This window comes from Thermoplasmata archaeon (genome assembly GCA_038874435.1).
Lineage (GTDB): Archaea > Thermoplasmatota > Thermoplasmata > Lutacidiplasmatales > SKW197 > SKW197.
In genome coordinates, this window is the sequence record JAVZCK010000005.1 from 1 (window position 1) to 22,109 (window position 22,109).

The following is a 22,109-nucleotide window of genomic DNA, read 5'->3' on the forward strand; positions in this document are numbered from 1 at the left end:
TTCATACTCATTAATTCCCATCACCTTGTAGGATAGCGGTATGCTCTCATAATTGAGGTCATGCACAACATCCAGTTTATACCCATAGTGCTCATAATATGGGCTATAATCTGCTTCTTTATCATGCTTTAGCGAATATATGTCTGTAGCATCTTCTGCAGTCCTTACTCCTATCTCAATACCCTTCTTTTTACAGTTAAAGATAAAGTCATAGAGAATTGTATCAAACACTTTTCTCATGTTCTCTTGACCAATTCTTTCGTTTACGAACTCACGGAGGAGTTCGTAGTTAGGACACTCTTCAAATCCTAACAACCGCCAGCCCTCATTTTCACACATCCGTCTGTATGCTTCTATTATCGTCTTGCATTGCCATGCACAAAGCAAGAGTAAAAAACGCACCTTCGGTGCCATTCTTCGCTCCACCACATTCCACCTTTTGTACACCCTAAGCTCTTTTATCAACTGGATAATGGGATTCACATCACATTTCCCTATCTCTTCCATGGAGATTGTCATGCATCCCATCCTCCTTCGTTTTTATTCAGGGAATTCTTAGAAATAAATTAAGGTTTAGGAGTTGTGAATAGAACCATGCTGCTTTATATACTAGCACCCCAAATCTTTATGACCCGTAAGAAATGATGAGAAACTATAGATAGGCCCATATTTTTTTCGCAATTTCCTCCCCCAGCCTTTCTCTGAGAAGGGTCTTGAGTTCTTCCTTTGTAAAAGGTCTTTTTGCACCAATCTCGCCAGCAAGCTTTTTTGAAATACCTGGTACAGAAGTGAGGGCATCAAGCGGGCAGTGGTTCACATCGAGGGGATGCTCAATGCATGTTATGCTTCGCTCACCATGGCCTACTACAATCCCATCAGTAAATTTTCCTACTTCAATCGGGTAAGGAAAGCCCACGAGCAATGGATATGTGCCTATCTGCCTCCCAAATGTGGTTTTACCTTCATGCATCTCAAGCCAAACCCTTTTTATGATTGTTTTTTCTGGCACGATTTTCTTAAGCATCGGCAAGTCAATGTTTTTTCTGACGATAAATTTGAAGTGCTGGAATTCTGATCTGTGTTTAAAATTGAACGGTTTTCGAACTCCTGCCACCTGTCTTATGTTTATTCTCCGCACCCACAAATCTCTTTTCAAAACTTCTACCAGAAACTCGTAATTTAACTTGTATGTGTTCCTTGTCTCGCCATCCAAGCCACCCAAAAAGTTCAGTCCTGGTAGCAACCTCGGCAATCCATTTCCTCCCCTTACCTTTCCAAACTCATTTAGAATTTCTATTGCTTTCATCACCTGATCTGGCCTGGCATTGAGATTGTTCTGCTTAACTACTACCGAATCTGCGGACTCCATTCCAAAAGCCAATACATTTCCTGATGTAGTGTACTCAACAAGCAATTTTGTTATCTCTCTTGCTTTGGATTCATGTTCTGCAAGTACTGCAGGGTTTGCATTGTCCAGATGTAAAACTTCTATTTTGGGGCATCTTGCCCAAATTCCTGTGAAAAGCTTTCTTATTACCTCAGGATTTGGTTCTGGTGTTTCAGTTTCTCCTACACCTTTTGCCATGTATGAGTAAATACATGTCTGACCTCCAATTCGAAAATTTCTTAGTCCAAGCTCATACATTGCTACAATTTCATCAACGATGTCTTCTGGCTCCCTGAAAACTGGTTCACCAAACAATACATCAGTGCAGAAACTACAACCTCCTGTAATCCAGCGTACACAACCTTTATAGGTTTCAATTTCAGCTATCACTCCATGTGGAAAATCCTTTACAAACTGAATGCATGCAGCACCAGTGCGCGCCCAATTTCGCCATTCAGTAGGGGTCTTCCGTCTTTGGCATTCTCCGTTGCCTACAAGAATGTCGTACAACAATGCTTCTCCATCTTTTATTGCAATCCAATCAAACTCATTGCTGACCTCCTTTCTCACTCTTCCCGTGAATGAAAACTTAGCCACAGGTCCCGCTAGAATTTTTTTCCCGTTCAGTTCTCTTGCCATGCTCACAATTTCATGCATTGATGCAGGCATTGTTCTCAGGTATTTACCTGGCACCAAGGCGCCACCAACGAAATACACAATTGTTGCATTTCTTACCTTCTCCCAAGCATCTTCCTTTTTTCGCCAGGTATCAACAGTAGCATAAATTGGCTCATGACCTGCATTTGCAACCGCACCCCATGCATACCTTGGATATGGAGAGATGTATGGTGGAACTCCAAGGACGCTTGGCTCATCAACATAGCAGTCAACGATGGCTACTCTCAACTATTCCCCCTCTTTCTCAAGTCAAGGTAACGAACCGTTACTAAAAGAAGCATGAGTCCAGCACACAGAACAAGGAACAGGAAGACAGAGAGCGTTCCTGAATGATCACTTAAAAAGCCAGCAACTGGTGGGCCAATACTCATGCCTGCAGAGATCACAATGCTGTAAAGTGCCATAGTTACCCCCTTTGCTCTCTGTGGACATTCATCTGCAAGAGATGCTAAAGCACTGGGTCCAAATGCTCCTGCTAGAAATGCGGAAATGCCCAGCAACCCAAGTAATGGTTTTGAGCTCATGAGAACAGAAATTAGACCCTCCACATTATTAGTTGGAGATGCATAAACGCTGTAGGCGACCGTGGAAACCACACCAATAACACCAACGGTGCCAATGAACAATACAGGAATTCTTCCATACTTATCTGCCAGTTTTCCATAGAAAATTTGGGTAGCTAGGAAAATTGTACCGCCACCTCCTAGCACAAGGGCGAGAGTTGTACCTGGCATTGAAATCTGGGCACTTTCCATGCTGAAGAATGAAAGAATCACACCAATCATTATATAGAGCATGAGCCAGGGAAGCACAAGTAGCAGAATTTCCCTAGATGTCAAAACACTTATCACATGCTTAGGAGTAATTTCTTTAGCAGTAAATTTGTGTAGTTCTGGCTCAACAATTGAGAGATAGGCAAAACCTAAACCTGCAAGTGCCACTGCACCTCCTAACAGAAATGGGATTGATAAAGAGCTAGAGAATGCGTCAACTAGGACACCACCGACAAGAAAACCACTGAACCAGCCAAAGAGATTTGCAAAATCAAACGCACCCATCTCCCTTCCTCTTGTGTGCTTTGCGGCATAGTCGGCCACAAGAGCTAGTGAGGCGACAAGAATTGCAGCCGCTGCCACACCGTGGAAGGCATTGATTATCATCAGAAGATAAGGATTTGTTGTGAGAGCGTATAGGAAGAGAGAGAGGGCACCAGTTAAAAGTCCTGCAAGTAAAACTCTCTTTCTTCCAAACCTATCCACAGCTAACCCTATGAACATCACAGAAATCATCTCTGCAAAAGGAGAGGCACCCCATATCAAACCAAACATGAAATCAGAGACAGTGTGGCGAAGATAGTACGGTAGAACAATCAAAATGATGCCAAAGCAAAGACGAATAATGAAAGTAGAAGTGTAGAGGGCCAAAAGCATCTTCCCATACCAATCGATTTTCATTGCTCAATGCCTCCATTTTTCCTCACTCAAGCTCTCCCGTCTTAGATAGGTATACATGCTAACTGCAAGTAAATTAACTGAGATTCCAAGCACAATAGTAAGAATAATAAGTGGGTCCCATGTAACATTTGCCCCTAAGATTGATTTAATAACTCCAATCGCTCCAAAAATTGTAATCGTAACTGCGACTAAGGATGCACTTGTAACCCAGAATGTCTTTGAAAACTCTCCCTTCTTGACGACGACTGTAAGCACCTTACCTATTTCAAAAATCCAGATTCCGATAAAAATCCACCAGATTGAACCACTGAAGAAATCAAGAATTCTTATTCCCACTTCTGCACTGCTTGCATTAAATGAATTGTATCCCTGAATTAATCCAACTATAATCATTATCATACCGAGAATGCTTGTTGAGAGTGTCAAACTGCCAGAAACAATATCTTCTCTGAACGCACTCACAGATTCACTAAGCCACTCAAGCACTCTATATGCCCAGAAGATGAGATAAAAACCAAAAAAGATTAAGATGGAATATATTCCGATAGCTGGCAGATAATCAATTCCCAACCAGCCCTCACGTTTTAACCTAAATAGGACTGGAAGCAGAAACGCGCTTCCTATAACAATAAGTAAAAGTGCGACTGGGAGCACAAGTTTCGAGCGAAACTTCACATCCTTGAGGGCTTTCACAATAAGGTAATAAGTGCTTTCAATGTTGGGATTTTGACGCACATAAATTCGTTTCACGCTGTCCACTTTTAACCTGGAGATGATTATGGGAAGAATGTACTCATCCTCTGCTCCGTCTGTGATAAAAATCGTGGATTCTGGGTTAAGAAGGTGTATGACTTTATCCAACTGTTCTGCAACCTTTTTATCAGAATAGGCACCTACATGGATATCCCCAGTTATTGTTACCACCTCAACATCCTCTCCGTTCTGTTTTAATGAATCATAGAGAGACACTGCACCAAAAATTGCGTTGGCGTCGCTCTCTTCCGGGTCCTTAAGCGCTAAAGCTTTAGCTGCCTCTATATTCTCCTCTCTGCCAATAACGGGTCCAGTAATACCTGTTTTCTCTCCTAAGTCATTGTCTCTATCCACACAGAGTACTATTCTTCTTACCATTTCATAATGGAATAGCAAAAGGTGTTTATTAGGATTGTGCAGTTTGCCTCTTCATAGGAGGCACCTCTTTTTTTACGTACAGACTTTTCTATATTTTCTATTCCCTGTAACATAGAGAATAAGGGCTGTGAAGGCAAACCCAGAAGCAATGTACATCACAAGGTGGAAAGTTGTGAGCGAGGCATTGGCTAATGCAATGTTTCCAATTACAAGTCCTGTTATAATCGGGCCGATTATGTTTGCCAAGCTTGTAGTTCCACTTAGTAATCCGCTCGCTGTTGAATGCTCCTCATTTCTCTCGTTTATGTACTTCAAAGCCCCGACATACATTGTTGCCCAGGAAAGACCGAGAATTACCTGTGTAGGAATCATTTGATGAAAATCTGATGCGAAAGTGAATGTGAGAAATGTTACAGCAGAGAGAGCAAAGCCAAATGGCAGAAGTTTAGTGGAGGCGTAACGGTCAAGGAAAAACATTGAAATTGCTTGAGTGCCAGTGTTTATCGCGTAAAGCACACCGATTTCAAAAGCAGTGCAACCTATTCTCGCAAGGAAGACAGGAAAAATTGCCCAGATTGCTGTTGCTCCAGAATGACGGATTAGCACACCCGCATAGGCACACCATGCTCGCTTTATCACACTTTTAGGGAACATCGGGACGACGTGCTTTTTTTCAGAGGAAAATGGAAGAAGAAGCGCAAGGACAAACCCAGCACACATAAACACAGAACATACCATAAAAATCATGGTGTAATCCTTTACCTGGCCTACAATCAGAGAACCAAAAGCAGTGCCTGCAGCCCCGAAGCTAGCATAAATTCCGAGTTTTTTGCTTCCTCTTTCATATGCATAAGCAATGAGTGCACCAGGAAAGATACCGATTGCAGCCCCAAAAAGCAGCCTAGCTAGTATTAGTGTGTAAACTGAGTTTATCATAAATATGTGGGCAAGACAGACGAAAACTGAGATGCCAAGTCCAAAAAGCATCACATATTTCTTGCCCCTGGTATCCGCAAGCCGCCCGAAATACCAGGAAGTGAGGAAAAGTGAGAGGTTGTAACCGCTTATTATGCCCGTTAGTTGGAAACCATTGGCTCCAACATTGGCTGCAATCTGGGGAATGAAAAGAGAAGCTCCGAATATGCCACAGTTTACGAGCAGGTTGACGGTGGCTGCCTTATAGAATCCGTTCTGCATTTAGTTGGGCAAAAAACAGGAGGTATTTGGGGCTTTGGTTAGATTTACCCTTCCCATCCATGCAATCTAGGCACGAATGCCATGAGAACTGCCTGCTGGGTTATCTGCACTCTGTCGGTAAGCCCTTTGGAGAGCAAACCAATTGCCCCAATGCTCTGTCCAATTTTTTTTTCGCCGTAAATCTCTTCAAACGCCTCCTCGATGCTCCTTCCCTTCTTAACAGTTTCAATGACTTCTGGCGGATATGAAAAGCCAGGACCATGCCCCAGCGTGATTCGTCCATACTTATCCACGATCGCACAATACTGCACATCAAAATAATTCTTCATCTGTTTGTTGTAAAAGAGACCTGCCTCTATTCCAATGCCGTAATCACAATCCCCTATTGCATTTAGAGCACGGTTCTTTGCACCTTTAACTGTCTTGCCCTCAAATGGCTGCTTCCCAACGCCAGTATCAACACTTCTTGGATAAAGCTTCATCTCAAGCGCTGGAAAGATTTTTGCAAGCACTGATTTTGCAGCTTCAACCTTAACAGGATTTGTAGAACCCAGAGCAATCGTAAGGGGCTTTAATCGTTTACCAAGCCGATTGATTTCACCTGCCCTTATTCTTGTTGAGGAGATAGGGAATAGGTCCTCAGCTAGTACTCTTTTCACAACTACAATCTTGAGCTTCCGGAGCCCTTTCTTCACCCTCTTTCTGTTAATCTCCACTGCTCTCTGCACTGTCTCTGATGAGACCACAAGGGCATCCAGTCCTTTCTTAAGTGTGATGCCGTATGCATCATTCAACATGAGAATCTCATAGGGTTTTCCGAATTTTTCCGCAAATTCAATCAGAGTTTTTTTTCGTATCTCGTATGAATTTACCCCTCCCTTATTAGATGCGAATTTATCGCTGGTCAAGCCAATCAAAACCTTGTCTCCCACTTCAAATGCCTTCTTGAGCAATGCCTCGTGCCCTTTGTGAAACAAGTCAAATGTTCCACCAACACCTACGATCATTTCAATCCCGCTAACTGAAGCAGAAGAATGAACAGGAAAATTGCCATCCCTGCATATAGAAGATAAACTAGCATTTTCTTTTTGTTCAATCTAGCATCAAGTTCCTTCTCGCACTTTTTACCGCAAACTTTCTTGTCTGGAGGAATCACCTTGTCGCAAATTACACAATGTCTATGGTCCTCCACCTCCATCCTACTTCACCCTTATCTCCCTGAACTCTCTCTCGGCCTCTGTAAGCACCTTACAACCGTCCTTTGTAACTAGAATATCATCCTCAATTCTCACACCTCCTATTTTGGGGATATAGATGCCTGGCTCTACTGTAAGCACCATGTTCTCCTCAAGTACAATGTCCTGGCTAGGGCTCATACCGCCAGGGTCATGTACAGTCAACCCAAGCCCATGTCCAAGCCCATGCGTAAACTTCCCCTTATACCTTGAGCGGTTGATCACATTCTCAGCCACCTTATGGCATTCCTTTGCTGACTTGCCGGCAGAAATAAAATCAATTGCTGCATCATGTGCCTCAAGCACAACCTCATACATCCTTTGCTGCTCCTTAGTGGCTTTTCCAGCCACAAAAGTTCTGGTTATGTCCGAACAGTAACGCATGTACCTTGCACCGAAATCGCACAGTACAAAATCACCTCTTCGAAGTGTGCCTGTGCAAGCAGTATAATGCGGTTCTGCTGCATTCTTGCCAAATGCTACAATCGTTTCAAATGAAGGCGATGCTGCACCATATTTTGTCATCAAGTAATTTATCTCTGCAACCACCTCAGATTCTTTCATCCCACTTTCCTTCACAATTGTGGGAATTTCATCCGCTACTTTTGAAACAATCGCACATGCCTTTGCAATCCGTTCAATTTCTGCAGGGTCCTTTATCATTCTGGCTTTTCTCAACGCTTCTGACACATCCACAATCTCTGCATCCTTCGTGCATTTTACAGTGTCTATGTAGCCAAGATGAGTTATGTTTTCAAAGTTGATACCCACTTTCTTTACCTTCCTGAGCTTTTTCTTCAAAATTTTTGTTCTATCTTCTTTCCTGTCAAACACCGTGATTGGAAGTTTCGCATGTTTTGCTGTTTCTGCCTCTAGGTTTGTGGTCAAAATCTCAGTTGTCCCGTCTTTCCAGATAAGGCAGATGCACCCTTCAAAAAGTCCATAAGGAAGGTCGGATACATAGAAAAAGTTAGGGTCTATATTTGGCTCCGTTGCGTTCCTGAGCACAATCACATCTACCTCTTGCTTCAGATTTGCAAGAATTTTTTCCACACGCTGCTTCCGCATAAAAACCAAAAAGAAATGGGTGATAAAAAGGTTTCAGTGCTCAAACACAATTGAACCATAACCCACGACTTCAAACATTTCCTCCACATCTCCAGATGTGGCATACTTCAGGAGTTTTCCCTTGAGACCGAGGGCATAAAGTAATGTAAGAACTGGACCATACCCACACATTGAAATCCCATATTTTCTGATAGTAGTGTAAAGCCCTTCTGGGTCACAATTAACAATTCTCTCAATTGCAAGAGCATCATACTTGTATGCCCATTCTTTTGGCACATAGTGGGAAAAGTCAGTGGACGCTATTATCACCACATCCTTGTTTGTGGTTGCAATCGCCTTTTTTATCGCCTCACCTGTCTTTTTCGCTGTAGGTAAATCCATCCTATACATGGCTATAGGCACAAACTGGATATCTGTCTTAAAATACTGGAGAAACGGAAGATGCACCTCAATTGAGTGTTCCTCCTCATGGGCCCTTTTATCATCTGGAATTCCCTCAGAAATCAACTTTTTTGCAATTTCCATGTCAATTTTTGCAGTTCCGAGCGGTGTTAGAAAGTCCTGAGTAGTAAGTGCCACCTCTTCTCCGAAGCCATGGTGGTTCACACCGAGAATTATGAATGTATCTGGAAAACCTTCCTCGGCAAGGGCCCCATAGGCATGGGAGGCAACAGGTCCAGAGTAAACATAACCAGCGTGCGGTGCCACAACCCCCTTTATTCTCTTTTTCCCTTGCTCCCCCAGCTTCGGGATTCGCCCAAACCCAAGTTCATGAAGAAAGCACTGCTCAATGCTCTTTCGCAAACTAGATGCACTGGCGGGGTAAAATGCACCTGCAACTGCTGGCTCTCTCAGAGGCATAGATGATAATGGGCTTGCGGTTATATAAAAGTATCCTTAAAATATCAGTTCATCTATTCCCCCCGCATGGTTGAGAATGCAGAAAAACTGAAGGTGTTGGTTGTAAGCTCAGAAGTAGCACCACTCGCTAAAACAGGTGGACTTGCGGATGTAACTGGAACTTTACCAAAGGCACTTGTGCAGCAGGGAGTGGATGCGAGAGTGATTATGCCAAGGTACAAAAACATAGGAAACTGGGAGAAGACCTTGATGGATTTTCCAGTAACCATTGAGGAATACCCGGATACAGCAATCATTAGGGAAACACAAATCTGGGGAAGTGTGAAGGTCTATCTTGTGGACTGCTATAGATATTTTGAGCGCAATTCTCTTTACGGCCAGCCAGATGATGCAAGAAGATTTGCTTTTTTCGCAAGGGCAGTGATAGAATTCCTTAAAAGACATGAGTGGAAACCAGACATAATACACTGTAACGACTGGCAGACGGGCATAATTCCCGCCTACCTGAAAGTAGTGGAAAAAAACAACGATGAACTTTCAAAGATTAAAACTGTGTTCACAATTCACAATCTCCAGTATCAGGGGAATTTTTATCGGGATGCATTGCGATTTACTGGGTTACCCGAAAGTGTTTTTCGAATGGAGGAAATGGAATTCTATGGCCAGCTTAGTTTTATGAAAGGTGGCATTGTCTACGCAGATGCAGTTACTACAGTCAGTCCAAACTACAGTAAAGAGATTCAAACCCAAGAGTATGGCTATGGAATGGAAGGTCTTCTCAAATATGTTTCCCACAAAGTATCTGGAATTCTAAATGGAATTGACACTGAGTTCTTCAATCCTGAAACAGACAAGTACTTGTATCACAACTATAGAGTTGAAAATGCAATTGAAGGAAAGCAAAAAAACAAACTGGAACTTCAGAAGGAACTCGGGTTGCGGCAAAATACAGAGGTTCCTTTGCTCACCTACATTGGGCGGTTATCTGAACAAAAGGGAATTGATCTGATTGCTGACATCCTTCCAAAACTTCTGGATTTGGATATCCAGATTGTGATTCTGGGCACTGGGGACAGATACTATGAGGAACTTGTCTCTACTTTCAGAGAAGTTAGTGACAAAATTGCCTGTGTGCTTAAATTTGATGAGGAACTTGCCCACAAACTGTATGCAGGTGCTGACCTTATTCTCATTCCCTCTAAATTTGAGCCATGCGGGTTAATCCAGATGATTGCGATGAGGTACGGAACAATTCCAATTGCCAGACGAACTGGAGGATTGGCTGACACTGTATTCGATTTGGATGCTGACAAAGAAAAGGGAAATGGGTTCTTATTCAAAAACTACCTTGGTGATGAATTCCTGAAAGCAATCCTGAGAGCGCTGGAGAAGTTTAACAGAAAGGATGCATGGAATTCACTTGTGAAAAAAGATATGACACTAGATTTCTCATGGAACCGTGCAGCGAATGAGTATATTGAATTATACAAGTCTATTTTATGATATATGATTGTAATTTTTTAGTATAAAAACCGAAATAGAGGATAATATGAGTGTGTTTAAAAGATTCGTTGATTATCAACAGGATGATTCGTTTGCGATTAGATTAAGACGAAAAAGATTTGCCTTTTTTAAGGACCTTCTATCCCGGCTTCCTAAACCTATTAAAGTTTTGGATGTTGGTGGCACAGAAACTTTTTGGGAAAGAATTGGATTTATAGATGGAGTGAACCTCACAGTTTTAAATATGGTCCCTCCAGAAAAAACTAATCCAAAATTGAACTGGGTTATCGGGGATGCACGCGACATGCAGGAATTCAAAGATAATGAGTTTGATGTAGTATTTTCAAATTCCGTGATTGAGCATGTTGGCGATTTCAATGACCAAAAACGTATGGCTCAAGAAATCCAAAGGGTTGGTAAACGCTATTTCGTTCAAACGCCAAATTTCTATTTCCCATTTGAACCCCACTTCATGTTTCCCTTCTTCCAATTCTTTCCGTTATGGCTTAAAGTGTTCTTACTAACTCACTTTAACTTAGGATGGTACAAAAAAATGTCTAAAAGGAACGCAATAAAAACCGCTAATTCAATTCGACTCCTAAAAAAACGTGAATTAATTGAGTTATTTCCTGGTTGTAGGATTTATGAAGTAAAACTCTGGGGCTTAACTACGAGCTATGTAGCATATAAGTGGTAGGTTGGAAGGTTATAAAAAAGAGAAAGAAACAGACAGATGGAAACAATATTAATTCTCTTTCTTCTCTTCTACATTTGTCTTTAGTTCTATCACCATCTTGGTGGGTGTCGGAAGTTTGGTGTTGGCTTTTCTTAATGCTTCTTTAGCTATGTCTAGTTTGTCCTTTGGGACCTCCACAGTAATTATTACATCACCTATGTTTACTCTTGCGGCATGGCCAACTGCTTTCCCAAAGGCAGCTCTCATACCTCCAGAAACTCTGTCTGCACCTGCACCAGTTGCCATCTTATGCTCCCTCAATACATTGTGTGGATACTTGCGAACTGTTAATCTGAACATGTTGGGCAACTTGGACTCAAGAACACGGGTAGCACTAATTCTTGCGGCCTCGTATGCAATGTCCCTTATCTGACATGCTTCAAGGGCTACAAGTGAGACCGCACAGTCAAAATTCGCGGTTAAATTACCCATCTTGAACTGAGAAATTCGAACATTGGGCACACCACCCATGTATTCCTTCCTCGTGTATGGCTGCCCTTCAATCTCTCTGTACATTCTGCCAGGTTTCCTGACCATAGTATCACCTTTCTGTGCTTCTCGGAAATTAGTTCCACACATGGTTTGGGATATATAAATATTTGGCTTTGTCACTCAAGGAAGGTTGCAAATGGACTAGGGGCCAAACACAAACTTTCCACTTCCTGGCTTTCCACACACCTCTCCATGCTCCATCACAACGCTGCCCCGCAAAATCACAATCTCAGGGTAACCAGTCAATTCCATGCCCTCGTAAGGACTCCAGTACTTACTCCTGAATTTCTTCGTTACCTTCGGGTTCAACAGCACAAGGTCTGCATCCATTCCCTTCTCAATTCTGCCTTTCTGATACAAACCAAATTTTTTTGCCTGTGTGCCAGTGACAACCTCCACAAATCTCGCCATGCTCATTCCCCGTTTTTTCACCCCATAAGTATAGATAAGAGGACATAGAGCTTCCAGCCCTGGGATACCTGCAGGTGCACTTTCAATCGGTTTTTGCTTTTCTTCTTGAGGTGTGTAAAAATGGTCCGTAGAGACACAATCTACAAGTCCAGAGATTAGGGCATGCCAAAGGGTCTCAACATCTTCTTTTTCTCTCAATGGAGGATTCATTTTTAGCAATGCCCCTTTCTCTTCCAAATCTTTCCTGGTAAATACTAGATGGTGTGGACATACTTCCGCACTGATTTTACTAACTTTATGCTTCCTCAACACTTCGACACCTTCCTTGGAGGACAGGTGGACAATGTGCAATGGTGCGTTCAAATCAGTAGCGGTGCTTAAAGCTCTCTCAACTGCAATCTTTTCTGCCTGGCTTGGACGCAGCATTGGATAATCCGAGGGCTTCAGTTCTTTACCATCAAGCTTTCCAGCAGCTTCTCTCAACACTGCCTCATCTTCACAGTGAAGCATCGGCAGAAGCCCAGCTTCATCCGCCACAGTAAAAAATTCTTCCAGATTGTCTATCTGATAAGGGCTACACAGAAAACCCTTTATCGCTTTCAGAAACCCCTTCAATTTGTGAATCTCTGCCCCACATCCAGCTCTGTAGTTGCCTGCATGAAAGCCAAAATCCACAATTGCCTCTCTTTTAGCCCGTTCCAATTTTTCAAGAACTACATTCTTTGAAAGTGTGGGTTTGTCTGTGGGCATTTCCAACACAGTGGTCACACCACCTAATAATGCCATTTCTGAGGCATTTTTGAAGTTGGAGGATGGAATTACAGGGTCAAGAATGTGGGCATGAACATCAATTAGGCCTGGAATCACAATCAACCCTCTTGCAGATAATACCACTCCTTTCTCTCCATGAATTACCTTCTTTATCTCCACAATTTTTTCGTTTTCAATCTGAATTTCACACTCAAGAAGTTCACCATCAATTACCGCTTTGCAATCAGTGATTGTGAGCACAGACATCCCTCAACAACCGCCTTGAAACCCTTTCCTGGTTCTCGAAAATTTTTCTCTCATCCGCAGTAAGAAGTTTTCCATTCTTCACCACAACCTTTCCATTCACAATTGAAAAATCAACATTCTGGCTAGCACAGAAGATGAGGGCTGCCGCAGGGTCTGAGTGAGCACCAGCATAATAGATTTTCTGGAGGTCAAAACCTACAATGTCTGCAGCCATTTCAGGTGCGATTTTCCCAATGTCCTCTCGACCAAGGACATTTGCACCTCCTATTGTTGCCATCTCAATTGCCTCGATTGCACTCAGTCCTGATGCACCATATCTCAATCGCTGGAGCAGTAACGCCTGTCTTAATTCCGCAAGCATGTGCGAGGAATCGTTGCTTCCGCTTCCATCAACCGCAAGAGAAACATTCACACCCGCATCCAGCATTTTTCTTACGGGTGCAATTCCTGAACCGAGTCGCATGTTGGAAGTTGGGCAATGGGCCACACCAGTGCCTGTCTCTGCAAGTTTTTTGATGTCGGCGTCATTCAAGTGCACACAGTGGGCATACCACACATTTTTTCCGATGAATCCAGTTTCTTCCATGTACTCAATTGGTCTTTTCCCAAATTTTTCCAAACAAAATTTTTCTTCATCAATTGTTTCAGCAATGTGCGTATGACAATAAACCCCATATCTGTCTGCAAGTTTTTTGGTTTCTTTGAGGAGTTCTGTGGTCACAGAGAATGGAGAACATGGTGCCAGCACTACCCTCACCATCCCATACCTCTCCTTCTCATGCCATTTCTCGATGAGTTCTTTTGAATCCCTCAGGATGTCTTTTTCCTCCTGAACGACACTATCTGGTGGGAGACCGCCCTTGCTTTCTCCGAGCGACATACTTCCCCTGCAGGGATGAAAACGTATTCCCATTTTCTTCGCAACTTTTATCTGGGTTTCTATTGAAAGTTTTTTTCCAGAGGGGAAGATGTAAAATAGGTCAGAAGTTGTGGTACACCCTGTAAGCAAAAGTTCTGCTATTGCGGTGGCTGTGCTCACTCTCAGCCCTTCCTCATCAATGCCTGCCCACACAAGATACGAGCCCTTGAGCCAGTCAAAAAGTTCCGCGTTCTGGACATGGGGCATGTTTCTGAAAAGGGTCTGGTAAAAGTGGTGATGGGTATTAACAAAACCAGGAAGCACAAGATGTTTATCTGCGTTTATTTTCACATCCACCCTTGTTTTCAGTCCCTTTGCAGTTCCAACCTCCACAATCTTGTTCCTCTCTATCCTGATTGCCATGTTCTTCTTCAATTGATATGGCTTCTCCATTGTAAGAAGATATTTTATGTTATGCACGAGAATGCTGCTCATGGTTAGTCAAATGCAGTTGAAGTATAAATCATTTCCCCGTCGCTAACTTCAGTTAAAATTCTCTTTTAAAAAACTGAATTTAAAAAATCAAAAAAATTTAAAGAAAAAGTTTTCTGCTGCAGTCTACTGCCATCACAATCTCTGGTGCCTCAGAGGGTGTCAGTTTTGAGTTGTATGCTTGAAGGAATTCATCCCACTGCGTTTGTTCTGTGAAGACACCCGAAGAAGCATATCCGCTAACACAGCTTGCACAGCCGCTTGGGAAGTAGATGCTAATTCCCTTACAGAAGCTAACGCTGGGGGTGGCTCTGTAGACCATAACAGTTGAGGAAACCTGGCTCATCACATTAGCGGCTGCGCTCTTCAAACTGCTGGAATTTGCGTATTTCTGGATGTTTTCTGCGAATTGATAAAGGTCAACTGTATTGTAGCCAGTTGAATCAAAGATTACACCACAAGCATTCCTTGCTTTGGTTATGTTTTCTTTATCCTTTGATAACTCACTAATTAATGCACTTGCGAAACTATCCACTGCACTGACAAGCCCTGGTACTGCACTAGCACTGTATGCTGCAATTGCTTGGGTGGTATAGCTTGCATCATCAACTGGAGTTGCAACATTGATTATTGTTGTCGCCAAAGCTGCACCCGAGATGCCGGGATTGCCTACAATTGCCCCGACAATCCTGTTCTGCGGGAAGGAGGATGTCCAACCCACTGTCTCGCTTGCTACAACATAGTCCACATATGGATAAACCTGTGCTAGGACTTCAATAGCACCCATCAGGCAGTCATCAAAGTAAAGCACATCCACATTGTGCCCACTGAACTGTTTGAGAGCTTCAACACCGTTAGCGATTTCTATAAGGTCGAGATTGTCACCGCCATTCGTGTCATCCCAGCAACAGCCAAGCCACGAGCCCCCATGGTTCTCAGGGTTCACAAGGTAGTGTTCACCCTGGAATCGCTGGGCACCCCATATCAGGAAGCCAATCCATGTATCTCTATCACCCATGTTTACCTCTCCCAAACTCATGAGTGCATTCTGGGAAGTTGGAGACATGCCTTTCGTAACAAAGTATCTGTATGCGCCGCTACTGGCATGGTCAATCTGGACTACAATGCTAACATCTCTTGTGGAGCCCACACTCGCCACATCCATAAAGTCCTCCACCATGTACTGGTCAAGGTTATTGTCGCCATCGTAGTAGAACAGAACTGTCCACTTTGCTTTGACAACCTGGAACGAGATTGTCGGGTCGTTGTTGCTTTCTCCAGTCCCAATGTAAGTTCCTGTGGCTTTGTTTGCCTCGCTCACAACGTAGGTTGTGTCGATTACAACTCTGACCGTGTGAGAACCTGGTTCTGACACATAGACAGTTGAGCTTGAGAAGGAGAAGGAGGTCCCTACGCCAAGCCCTGAGGTTGTCTTGGTACCATAGAGTTTTCCGTCAACAAAGATTTTCGTGTAAAAAGTACCGGCGGCATTCGCATCTCCAGCATTCTTTACCGTGGTATATACCTTGAACGGCTGACCTGAAGTTATTGTGGTTGTTGTGCTTCCATATGTGTCCACGATCCAGGTTTTCTCAACTACAAGGTCGGGGGCTGTAAACCATTGCACCGCCGATTTTATGTTGTTTTTCTCATTGCTCTCTGGCACGCTATTTGTTGAATCTGCCACTACCATCACGGTGTGATAGCCCGGTCCGAGCTTATTTGTGGTTTTGTAAACAGTTGTAGATGTTTCTGGCTCAAGTACATCTATCCACACTGTTCCAAGTGAGATGTTTGCATTTCCATACTGGCTCTTGAACTCCACAGAAAAGCCAGAGGCAGCCACTTCTCCATAGTTGGTTAGGGTCGCAGTAATCGTGATGGACTGGTAGGCAGTTGGTGCTGTTGGGGAAATTGACATGCTTTTCACAATTATGTCTGCTGCACCGCCTACTCCACTAACATCAGGGTAGCCTGTATCAATTGATATTTCAGGTTGAGCATACACCACTGGCTCCGCATAATATCCCTCAAAAACTTCCTCCACTTCGTTCTCTTCCATGTATGTAGTTGGGATAACTGGATTGTTAAGATGGTCTGCGACTTTTACCTGAGGTTCAACTAAAACAGGGTTAGAGGATGTACTCATTCCTGGGATAGTGACAGAGATAGCGCTTGCTATCAAAGCAAAAAGCAGCCCAATTCCAATTATCATCCTGGTATTGTTATTCATTTTTACGCACCTCCTGTAAATACAGTTAATAAATGGGGGTGAAAGTATTTATATTTAACCAGGTAGAGACCATAACTGTACCATGTAGGTAATCATTTATCTTTCAAATGACAGAATACCCACACACTACCACAGCATATTTATATATAGCGAACGCGATATAGTAACAGAGGAGGTACTATGCACCGCAATCTCGCAAATAAAAGGAACAGAAGGTTCTATATTTCAAAAAATGGGGCTGCGGATTTTTATGAGGAAATTCCCACAGTTATAATTGCAATTACAGCCATCACCTTGTTTTTCCTTGCAGCGACTGTTGCCTACGCAAATTACCAAGCAAATTATGTAAGGGTGGATTACCAAGCAAAATGCAACAAGTTTCTCCGGGACATCAGGGCATGGGAGAACCTCACTTACAATAACATGGAAGGACTGTTTGATTGCAGAAAGGTGGCAACTTACACATTGGACAATCTCACAAGGGCTTTCCAGCCCGACTTTGATTTTGAGATAAACATCACAGACACAAGCCCCTACTACTGGAAGTACAATCGCACTGTGAAGACAGGGAACATACCAAACACGGCCTCACTCCAGTATGGAGTTTATGTGATTTCAAGCGGAATTGCAATTTTTGTGAATGAAGAGGAGATACACGAGGGCAAGCTGACAGTAACAATCTGGAGGTGAGAAAATGGGACGGATGAATAGAAAAGGCCAGAGCAGCTTGTTCGACATGGTTTTTTTCATTCCTTTGCTTATTCTTGCTGGCTTAATCTTGAGCTTCTCAACAGTAAAAATTTACGAAAATACGGTCAAGGACGATGAGAAGATTGTGGTGGTTGCAGAAACTCTGGAGAACATTCTGCGAGTGACGATAGATAAAGCCACATACACTGCCTCCGGAGCTACAATTCTGCTTGAAGACCAGAGTGTCCTCGAGCTTCTGTTTGAAGACCTTTACCTGCGAGATAAGGGCGTGGCAGATGTGAACAGTATTGTTCAGGGCATAGAAGCGAAGATTAACGCAACAGTCAGAACCGTGGTGATGCCAGAGTATCATTACAATCTTTCTGCCTCTTACAAAAATGTGAATATCTGGGTTTCTGATTATGGTGCAAGCCCACAGATTAAGTACACTGCAACAGAATACTTTAAAATGCCCTACGAGCCCACGAATGTGATGAAGGTGACACTTGCAATCTGGCTCCGTTAAGGGGGTGAGAAAAAATGAAAAAAGAAATAAGAAAGATGAGAAAAAATGAGCGTGGAAGAGTGCCGTTTGCACTTGTAGCGATAGTGATTCTTTCTCTCGCAACCGTGAGCACACTTTACATTGCTGAGATAGATAAAGAGCGTTCCGAGCACGCAATAGAACATTACCAGGCAGATACAAATGCAGTGGCAAGGGCATGTGGTGAAGAACTTGAGACCGTTGCCTACTACATTCTGATGCGAGTGATTGCGGACATGAATAACCAGCACAACCCACCATTGGACCAGATAAACAAACGCCTGCAGGACAATTTCACAAGTTATGTGAACACCTACTACAAGCCAAAACGCATGGACAATTACTGGATAAATGTGACAGAACAGCATGTCTATTTCATAATGGACATTTTCAATGTGAATGATTCAGTAGACATATCAAATCAGAGCAGACCAGAGTTTCTTCTCTATGCCTCTCCAAGCAGCAATGAAATTGACATGACAGTGAACACGATGTTGAGCCAGACAAAGAAAACAGCGTATCCAAGAGTGGCAGGTAATGTGACGCTTGAGATGAAGGATGTGCGTGCCAACTACATTTTCACGAAAACAATGGAGTTTGACAAGAATCTATACTCTGCTCTACCAATGATGCGAAACGCCTATGACTATCTATCAAGGACTTCTTTTGGTGACTTTGGAGAATTGGGCAGACTTACAAAATTCATTTTAACCACAATAGCCCAGTACAGAGTGCTGCTTGGCTATGCTGGTGGTGGCTATGGAATCTACAATTATCCGAAGGAGCAGGTGCTTACACAAGACGATGCAAAAATTGCAGTGAATGTAGCAATGCTCTTGCTCTCTGCCAGATACTTCAGGGACTATGACCGAGATGCTGCAGCCCAGCTAGGCGTTAGTGCTTTATTTGATTCCTGGGTAAAAAATGGCACAGTTGATGCAGCGGACATCTGGGCGTTGTATAAAAACATCAAGGACACGAAGATAGACACAGGCAAGATTTTGGCCCAGAGTATCTATTCTTTCGCAGATAGATTTGCATTTGAATTGCTTACAATCTTCTGGGACCCGAGCACTGACTATTTTGCAGACCCGATTTTGAAAGAACCGTTCCGTGACTGGAATGAAGCAAAGGGAAAGGGAGAGGCATGGGCAAAGGCAATGCTCAAAATCTGGCTCGGTAAATTCAGGTCATGGCTCGGACTTGCGGAGAGTATCGGGGACTACCAGAGTTCTGCTTACATAAACGAGATGTCTGGTTTTTACTGGGCATATTGTCCAATTCACAGGATGCTTGTTTCAGGCACCTACACGGTGTTTCCAGGCGGAACATGGTATGTGCATGCGTATGGTGTGCCAGATACGAGGGACTTGATTCTCGGTGAGTCAGGAGCACCTAACTTGGATGCTCAGCCCTACAAAGTGGAAACCTGGGATGATTTCAGCGGAATCGGTAATCGCCTTTACAAATACTACCTTGTTAAGGAGTCCTTAATCAAAAAACATGCGAGGAGTGGCACTCCCTACTATGACACGCTGTATGACATTCTCGAGGCACTGAATAGAACAATGAAAAAACTCTCATCAAGCGTGGATGATAGGAACAACAAGGGCTTCATGGACTACATGGCCTATGACATTTCAAAACGTCACAATCTGGAAAATACCAATTTACAGGTGGATCCAAGCGACAAAACCACAATCTTGCTCAACCAGTCGGATTATCTTATTAATACTGGTGCGATTAAACAAGGCATAAATGACATGGCATCCTACTCAAGTTCTTTTAGTGTGAGGGACAACTGGTGGAGGTACGGTGCCTACCATAGAGAACAGACCAATCCGAAGACTGGCTACCTCTATGCTATCACACAGGAAACAGTGGACCTCTGGTATGAGATGGTTGTGAACCTTGTGATGAGTGCTCTGAAGGACTTTGACCCGTTCCCAACTAGAGGATTCCCACCGTCTGTCCAGAGAAGTGATTGGTACAATCCTAATGGTGCGTTCAAATTCAAGAATGACTTGTTGAGAGATGCCTTCATGCGTGTGTGTATCAGTTATGCAGACCCAAGGCGCATGTCCTGGCATGATGAAGCATGGGATGGCACGCCACCATGCTGCAGCATTCCAAAAATGATTATTCTTGCCCAGGTGAATGCAGAATGGACTGATCAGAACATATGGGACCATATCATGGCAGACATCAGAGAGGCAGTTGAAGACACAGTGGGGAGGAATGGACTCCTTATGGATGTAACCAGAGATATGAAGGAGCACATGGACGAAGTGACAGACATGCATGCATACCAAGAAAATTACTATCGGTTTATAAGAGAATATATTGGTACTAAATTTATTGGGACTTCGAGCTCCAACACCTGTCTCGTGGTTGCGCTGATGAAGCAAGGGGGCTGGGTGGAAAACATAATGCAGACCACGCTGAACCACATAAGGGACAATGCTGATTTAAGCAACATTGTGCTGTTTGAACAAACAAACTACAGAATGGTCTATGATTTCTGGGAGAACAATCTGACTACTGCAGCCCAGAACGGAAGCATTCTCCACGAAGAACTAAGAGTGAAGCAGACACCAGCTGTGCTCTCGCCCGGCTCTGGCATAAATGTCCAGATTACAATTCCAAGCAAGGGAGTACACTATGTAGATGCTCAGGATGTTGAACACAACATGGGTGATGCACCCTTCACAACCCAATGGGATGTCACAATTACAGGGAGTGTAAGAATCACAGTGAATGCGCTAAGATACTCCTTGCTGAAGGGCTCCTCACATGTACAAACAATCTACAACAACACAGTTACCATTGATATGAGTTTCCCTGTTGTGGTTTACTCTGGCTGGAACCTTGAATCTAGATGGCTTGCATATGACATTGACTACCCAATGACGAGGGGCTACTTTGGGATCCCACCCAAGGATGATTCGTTCGACCCCTGGTTCATAAGCAAGCCGTTTGTGGAGTTAATCGAAGGGATGAAGGATGCAGCGGACTGGGTAATGGACAGAGACATGCGAATGAACCTTCTGCTAATGAACTATCTAGATGAAGGGGTTGAGCAGGAAGTCCATCTTTCAAAGATAATTTCGGATGTGCTGAAGACAAACTCAATCTTACTGCGAGACGCAGCAAATTCTGGGTATCTTTCACAGCTTGACCAACGCTTCAATGCAGTTTACTCTGCTGGAAGGGTGAGCACCTACAACATCAAGTTCTATGGGTTTGATGCCACATTCAAGAGCGGTTCTAAAGTGCTGGATTACAAGAGCAAGTACTTTGCTACAAAAATTGACTATGCGAATTTGAAGAACGAGTTGAAATACACCACTGCCGACTTTGATTTCAACGACACAAGTGAGCCCAAATCAGGCACATTTGGAAAATACAGTTTAACAGCCCACAACACCTATTTCAACAAAAAATTCACAAGCCAGATTGAGGTACCAAGCGGAAAGCCCACAATTGCAGAATGGAGTGGAACGCTGAACGGAATCTATGTGCCCTATCTCCATCAGACAATTCAGCTGAAAGTGGGAGCGATAGTTATTGGCACTTCCTCAATGCCATCCAATGTTGCGAATGCTTTCACAAACAACATGCAGTATTTCAAGGCAAACATGGAGGACCTGTGCGTATTCCTGAAGTACTCACTTGGTGATGTTTATTCAAAGTGTGTGAACGACTTAGCCAGCAGACAGGGCTTCGGAATTTTCTTTGAATACACCCTCGGAGGCAAGACCTACAGACAGGAGTATGTTGTGGCTGACTTCCCAGGTGCAAGCTGGACAAAGGATTACATAAAGGCATACCTTGTTTCCATGATCAACCACATTCGCCAGGTGGTTTATAACATCGGAAATGTGGAAATTCCCACGGCGATATATTCTTCCTATCCAACCAATGTTGGCAACGCAATGAAGGTGATTAACCACTGGAGGGACTATGACTATCTAGGAGATGCAAGAACTGAAAGCACAATCAATGCGCATGCTTCGCTGCTGGGCAAAGTGGGTGCAGGGATAGATGCTGGCATTGTGAGAATCGAGTTTGAAGTGGTCGGCACGGACAACTGGATTGTGGCTGGAAAAACAACATCCTAA

At 43.4% G+C, this 22,109-nt stretch carries 18 protein-coding genes; 5 read left to right on the forward strand and 13 right to left on the reverse strand.

Annotation, left to right across the window (positions count from 1 at the left end; genetic code table 11):
* From QXD64_03035 to amrB, 9 genes are all read right to left on the reverse strand, one after another.
* On the reverse strand, window positions 1–519 hold a 519-nt coding region (locus QXD64_03035; GenBank protein MEM3396290.1), incomplete at its 3' end, for a hypothetical protein.
* 133 nt (window positions 520–652) lie between these two features.
* Window positions 653–2,293, reverse strand: coding sequence for a radical SAM protein (locus QXD64_03040; GenBank protein ID MEM3396291.1), 1,641 nt, complete (start codon window positions 2,291–2,293; stop codon window positions 653–655).
* Window positions 2,290–3,519 (reverse strand): MFS transporter, encoded by a 1,230-nt coding sequence (locus QXD64_03045; protein MEM3396292.1) that lies wholly within the window; start codon window positions 3,517–3,519, stop codon window positions 2,290–2,292. The genes QXD64_03040 and QXD64_03045 overlap by 4 nt, the downstream gene beginning before the upstream one ends.
* 3 nt (window positions 3,520–3,522) lie before the next feature.
* Window positions 3,523–4,650, reverse strand: coding sequence for a DUF373 family protein (locus QXD64_03050; protein MEM3396293.1), 1,128 nt, complete (start codon window positions 4,648–4,650; stop codon window positions 3,523–3,525).
* A 72-nt stretch (window positions 4,651–4,722) separates the two neighbouring features.
* Window positions 4,723–5,847, reverse strand: a complete 1,125-nt coding sequence (locus tag QXD64_03055) for an MFS transporter (GenBank protein ID MEM3396294.1) — start codon at window positions 5,845–5,847, stop codon at window positions 4,723–4,725.
* 44 nt (window positions 5,848–5,891) lie between these two features.
* Window positions 5,892–6,854 carry an inosine/xanthosine triphosphatase gene (gene yjjX / locus QXD64_03060; GenBank protein ID MEM3396295.1) on the reverse strand — a complete coding sequence of 321 codons (963 nt, stop codon included), beginning with the start codon at window positions 6,852–6,854 and terminating at the stop codon, window positions 5,892–5,894.
* Window positions 6,851–7,045 carry a DUF2116 family Zn-ribbon domain-containing protein gene (locus tag QXD64_03065; protein ID MEM3396296.1) on the reverse strand — a complete coding sequence of 65 codons (195 nt, stop codon included), beginning with the start codon at window positions 7,043–7,045 and terminating at the stop codon, window positions 6,851–6,853. The genes yjjX and QXD64_03065 overlap by 4 nt, the downstream gene beginning before the upstream one ends.
* A 1-nt stretch (window position 7,046) precedes the next feature.
* Window positions 7,047–8,150, reverse strand: coding sequence for a Xaa-Pro peptidase family protein (locus QXD64_03070; protein ID MEM3396297.1), 1,104 nt, complete (start codon window positions 8,148–8,150; stop codon window positions 7,047–7,049).
* Between the two features lie 33 nt (window positions 8,151–8,183).
* Entirely contained in the window at window positions 8,184–9,011 is an 828-nt protein-coding gene (gene amrB / locus QXD64_03075; GenBank protein ID MEM3396298.1) for an AmmeMemoRadiSam system protein B, read from the reverse strand.
* Between the two features lie 66 nt (window positions 9,012–9,077).
* Between amrB and glgA the strand changes: the two genes are divergently transcribed.
* Window positions 9,078–10,514 (forward strand): glycogen synthase GlgA, encoded by a 1,437-nt coding sequence (gene glgA, locus QXD64_03080; protein MEM3396299.1) that lies wholly within the window; start codon window positions 9,078–9,080, stop codon window positions 10,512–10,514.
* Window positions 10,515–10,560: 46 nt separating this feature from the next.
* A complete protein-coding gene (locus tag QXD64_03085) occupies window positions 10,561–11,211 on the forward strand; it encodes a class I SAM-dependent methyltransferase (protein ID MEM3396300.1) in 651 nt (216 codons plus the stop codon).
* Between the two features lie 48 nt (window positions 11,212–11,259).
* Here QXD64_03085 and QXD64_03090 read toward each other — a convergent pair whose 3' ends face one another.
* The 4 genes from QXD64_03090 to QXD64_03105 form a co-directional block, all read right to left on the reverse strand.
* A complete protein-coding gene (locus QXD64_03090) occupies window positions 11,260–11,787 on the reverse strand; it encodes a 50S ribosomal protein L16 (GenBank protein MEM3396301.1) in 528 nt (175 codons plus the stop codon).
* A gap of 96 nt (window positions 11,788–11,883) precedes the next feature.
* A complete protein-coding gene (locus QXD64_03095) occupies window positions 11,884–13,170 on the reverse strand; it encodes a dihydroorotase family protein (protein ID MEM3396302.1) in 1,287 nt (428 codons plus the stop codon).
* Window positions 13,148–14,524 carry an 8-oxoguanine deaminase gene (locus QXD64_03100; protein MEM3396303.1) on the reverse strand — a complete coding sequence of 459 codons (1,377 nt, stop codon included), beginning with the start codon at window positions 14,522–14,524 and terminating at the stop codon, window positions 13,148–13,150. Before QXD64_03100 ends, QXD64_03095 begins: the two co-directional genes overlap by 23 nt.
* A gap of 97 nt (window positions 14,525–14,621) precedes the next feature.
* The gene (locus QXD64_03105) at window positions 14,622–16,754 is read right to left on the reverse strand and encodes a clostripain-related cysteine peptidase (GenBank protein MEM3396304.1); all 2,133 of its coding nucleotides are present in this window, start codon (window positions 16,752–16,754) and stop codon (window positions 14,622–14,624) included.
* Window positions 16,755–16,934: 180 nt separating this feature from the next.
* Here QXD64_03105 and QXD64_03110 point away from each other — a divergent pair, with 180 nt between their 5' ends.
* The 3 genes from QXD64_03110 to QXD64_03120 are packed head-to-tail and all read left to right on the forward strand — an operon-like array spanning window position 16,935 to window position 22,109.
* Window positions 16,935–17,444 (forward strand): hypothetical protein, encoded by a 510-nt coding sequence (locus QXD64_03110; protein ID MEM3396305.1) that lies wholly within the window; start codon window positions 16,935–16,937, stop codon window positions 17,442–17,444.
* Between the two features lie 4 nt (window positions 17,445–17,448).
* A complete protein-coding gene (locus QXD64_03115) occupies window positions 17,449–17,970 on the forward strand; it encodes a hypothetical protein (protein ID MEM3396306.1) in 522 nt (173 codons plus the stop codon).
* Window positions 17,971–17,984: 14 nt separating this feature from the next.
* Window positions 17,985–22,109, forward strand: a complete 4,125-nt coding sequence (locus QXD64_03120; GenBank protein MEM3396307.1) for a hypothetical protein — start codon at window positions 17,985–17,987, stop codon at window positions 22,107–22,109.

Coding starts and splice junctions, on each gene's coding strand:
- QXD64_03045 (MEM3396292.1), bottom strand. CDS start 3,519: ATGAAAATCGATTGGTATGGGAAGATGCTTTTGGCCCTCTACACTTCT.
- QXD64_03050 (MEM3396293.1), bottom strand. CDS start 4,650: ATGGTAAGAAGAATAGTACTCTGTGTGGATAGAGACAATGACTTAGGA.
- QXD64_03055 (MEM3396294.1), bottom strand. CDS start 5,847: ATGCAGAACGGATTCTATAAGGCAGCCACCGTCAACCTGCTCGTAAAC.
- yjjX (MEM3396295.1), bottom strand. CDS start 6,854: ATGATCGTAGGTGTTGGTGGAACATTTGACTTGTTTCACAAAGGGCAC.
- QXD64_03065 (MEM3396296.1), bottom strand. CDS start 7,045: ATGGAGGTGGAGGACCATAGACATTGTGTAATTTGCGACAAGGTGATT.
- QXD64_03070 (MEM3396297.1), bottom strand. CDS start 8,150: ATGCGGAAGCAGCGTGTGGAAAAAATTCTTGCAAATCTGAAGCAAGAG.
- amrB (MEM3396298.1), bottom strand. CDS start 9,011: ATGCCTCTGAGAGAGCCAGCAGTTGCAGGTGCATTTTACCCCGCCAGT.
- glgA (MEM3396299.1), top strand. CDS start 9,078: ATGGTTGAGAATGCAGAAAAACTGAAGGTGTTGGTTGTAAGCTCAGAA.
- QXD64_03085 (MEM3396300.1), top strand. CDS start 10,561: ATGAGTGTGTTTAAAAGATTCGTTGATTATCAACAGGATGATTCGTTT.
- QXD64_03090 (MEM3396301.1), bottom strand. CDS start 11,787: ATGGTCAGGAAACCTGGCAGAATGTACAGAGAGATTGAAGGGCAGCCA.
- QXD64_03095 (MEM3396302.1), bottom strand. CDS start 13,170: ATGTCTGTGCTCACAATCACTGATTGCAAAGCGGTAATTGATGGTGAA.
- QXD64_03100 (MEM3396303.1), bottom strand. CDS start 14,524: ATGAGCAGCATTCTCGTGCATAACATAAAATATCTTCTTACAATGGAG.
- QXD64_03105 (MEM3396304.1), bottom strand. CDS start 16,754: ATGAATAACAATACCAGGATGATAATTGGAATTGGGCTGCTTTTTGCT.
- QXD64_03110 (MEM3396305.1), top strand. CDS start 16,935: ATGCACCGCAATCTCGCAAATAAAAGGAACAGAAGGTTCTATATTTCA.
- QXD64_03115 (MEM3396306.1), top strand. CDS start 17,449: ATGGGACGGATGAATAGAAAAGGCCAGAGCAGCTTGTTCGACATGGTT.
- QXD64_03120 (MEM3396307.1), top strand. CDS start 17,985: ATGAAAAAAGAAATAAGAAAGATGAGAAAAAATGAGCGTGGAAGAGTG.